Raw genomic sequence first — 2,342 nt, 5'->3', positions numbered from 1 at the left:
TTGTTACGTAAAGCCGTAACGACGTTGCCTGATGCAAGGCTGTTGCCCGTTCGCGGGATGGCAGACCTGAGATGGTCGGCATGAAAAGTCCCCGAGACTAGGCGAACGCTCCGTCGCCTAGGCGCTGATGTGTTGATCTGTCCGTCCAGGTACGCCTGTGAGCCGGTACGCGTCGTGAGCGCAGGTCTCGCGTCCTATATGACAGCATCATCGTGGCCGTGTCGGGAGGCAAGGATGGCACGGCCTGTCTGCTTGCTCTGCTGGAAGCCAGTGCTCCTGTGGAACGCATTGAGCTCTTGCATCAAGAGGTGGATGGGGCAGAGCTGTCCTTCATGGACTGGCCCTCCACAGGCCTGTATGTCGTAGCCCTAGCGCGGGACTTCGTATCGCTCCTAGCGCAAGGGTGGCTTCGAGCGCGAAATGCTGCGTGACAATGCGCCCACAGCTCCTGTTGTCTTCGAAACCCCGAACGGCTTCATCAGAACAGGAGGGCAGGGGCCAGAGGGCACACGGCTGAGCTTTCCCCAGGTCTCAGCCAGTCTCAAGATCGACGTGGCCGATCGTGGTTTGCGCGGACAGGACAGGTTTCTCAACCGCCGTACCCTGGTCGTGACAGGCGAGCGCGCCGAAGAAAGTTCCGCACGGGCCCGCTATGCGGCCTTCGAACCCCATCGGACTGATACGAGAAGCGGGAGCCGACGCCGTCGACATGTCGATCACTTCCGACCCGTGCACGCCTGGTCCGAGGCTGAAGTCTGGGACAATCTCAGGCGCTGGCGCGTCATGCCAGCCTATCCATATCAGGCCGGATTTTCGCGCTTGTCCTGCGCGTTCTGCATCTTCGGCAATGCAGAACAGTTCGCCACCCTAAAATGGATGGATGCGAACCGGTTTGCGAAACTGGCCAGATATGAAAAGGATTTCGGCTGCACGATCAAACGTGACAAGGGGCTCGAACAGCTGTCGTCCGAGGGGACGGTCTATCAGGAAGCCCGGTCGTTGCCTGCCTGTCAGACCGTCAGTTGCAGACGGTTCTGACAGAGGACTGGATCCTTCCGGCCGGAGCCTCCGGCACCGGGGAAGGGCCGGTTTAGTTTCAGGCGCGGGCCGGACGGCCGCGACGTTTCTCGGGAAGCTTCTTTACCGCAGGAAGGGTGTCTTCCTCAGGGGAGGGCTCCTGCGGTGAAGAGGCGCGGGTCGTAGAGCCCAGGCCAATTTCGCGGGCGAGGGACGAGCGCTTCTCGGAATAGCTGGGCGCCACCATTGGATACTCGCTCGGCAGGCCCCACCGGACCCGGTACTCCTCCGGGGTCATGTTGTAGGCCGTTTTGAGATGACGGCGGAGCATCTTCAGCTTTTTCCCGTCTTCCAGACAGATGATGTAGTCGGGAAACACGGAGCGCTTCGGGTTCACGGCGGGGGTCGGGGCTTCTTCGGCGACAGGCTCCGGCGTGGTCGGGGTTGCGAGGGCGTCGTGCACGCTGCGGATTAGCGCAGGAAGCTGGTCGGCGGAAAGCTCGTTCTGCGACAGATAGGCGGCCACGATGTCAGCGGTGAGTGGGAGAAGATCAGCATGAGGGTGTGCAATGGTCTCAATCAGATCGGTCATAAATGTCCCTCAAGGTTCTGGAAGAGCTCTGGACATGGCTCTTTCAGGTCATGACTGCAAGTCGTTACGACTATTACCGCCTCAGATATTAACAGTTCCCTGAGCCGCCTCGAAACACGGTCATGTTTCTTTGATCGTTAGAGCACACATCGCAGAAGAGGCAGACGAAAGAAAAGACGAGAAAAGAAAAAGGAAAGGAAGGGGGAGGAGGCACCACGGGATCGCCCTGCGCCGCAAGGGGTGGGGCCGTCCGTGTCCTCGCTGGCGCTGCGGGCCGGGCGGTCCTGACGCTGACGCGTCGCCCTTGCGGCCCAGAACGACGCCGCGCTCGCCGGAAAGGGTCAGAAAGGAGACAGTAGACGATGCCCGTCATGGCCTTCACACGCCCAACCCCCACACAGAATTTTAGCCTGGTTCAGGCCCATCGCGAGGGCTGGACCATTCTCGAAGGCTGCGGCCCGGAGCACGCTGACACCCAGCTGCGCGGCGTGACCTGCTCGGACCAGAATGCCTGGTGGCAGGTCACGCGCCAGGCCCGTCAGGGATCCCCCTATCACCGTGAGGCCCTGTCGCGTCTGTCGTCCAGTGAGCGCGAGCAGATCTCCCTGCGCTTCGGTCCGCTGTGACCTGATCCGGAAGGCCTGAGCGCCTTTCGCCCAAACCCATCCTGTTTGTTTTCCGGCCCCCCAGTCTGCCCCCTCGCAGACCGGGCGCTGCCGCTTGTCCGGAGTTT

Annotated in this window: 4 protein-coding genes; 2 read left to right on the top strand and 2 right to left on the bottom strand. The window is 61.5% G+C overall.

Translation table 11 applies throughout. The features are described 5' to 3' along the window. The first annotated feature begins 212 nt into the window (after window positions 1-212). Window positions 213-431, top strand: coding sequence for a hypothetical protein (locus tag R5H23_RS17145; RefSeq protein WP_408871047.1), 219 nt, complete (start codon window positions 213-215; stop codon window positions 429-431). Further along, window positions 421-1,038 carry a phosphoadenosine phosphosulfate reductase family protein gene (locus R5H23_RS16155; protein WP_408871046.1) on the top strand — a complete coding sequence of 206 codons (618 nt, stop codon included), beginning with the start codon at window positions 421-423 and terminating at the stop codon, window positions 1,036-1,038. Before R5H23_RS17145 ends, R5H23_RS16155 begins: the two co-directional genes overlap by 11 nt. A gap of 58 nt (window positions 1,039-1,096) precedes the next feature. Here the strand turns inward: R5H23_RS16155 and R5H23_RS16150 are convergent, their stop codons facing one another. Both R5H23_RS16150 and R5H23_RS16145 read right to left on the bottom strand, forming a co-directional pair. Beyond that, on the bottom strand, window positions 1,097-1,609 hold the full coding sequence (locus R5H23_RS16150) for a MucR family transcriptional regulator (RefSeq protein ID WP_211501724.1): 513 nt from the start codon (window positions 1,607-1,609) through the stop codon (window positions 1,097-1,099). Between the two features lie 341 nt (window positions 1,610-1,950). Further along, a partial coding sequence (locus tag R5H23_RS16145; RefSeq protein ID WP_317216037.1) for a hypothetical protein occupies window positions 1,951-2,342 on the bottom strand: 392 nt, incomplete at its 5' end.

Source organism: Gluconobacter sp. GP1 (genome assembly GCF_032913585.1).
Lineage (GTDB): Bacteria > Pseudomonadota > Alphaproteobacteria > Acetobacterales > Acetobacteraceae > Gluconobacter > Gluconobacter cerinus.
The sequence above is the reverse complement of the archived record's forward strand: the minus strand, read 5'-3'. Positions and strand labels throughout refer to the sequence as shown.

Coding starts and splice junctions, on each gene's coding strand:
- R5H23_RS16150 (WP_211501724.1), bottom strand. CDS start 1,609: ATGACCGATCTGATTGAGACCATTGCACACCCTCATGCTGATCTTCTC.
- R5H23_RS16155 (WP_408871046.1), top strand. CDS start 421: ATGCTGCGTGACAATGCGCCCACAGCTCCTGTTGTCTTCGAAACCCCG.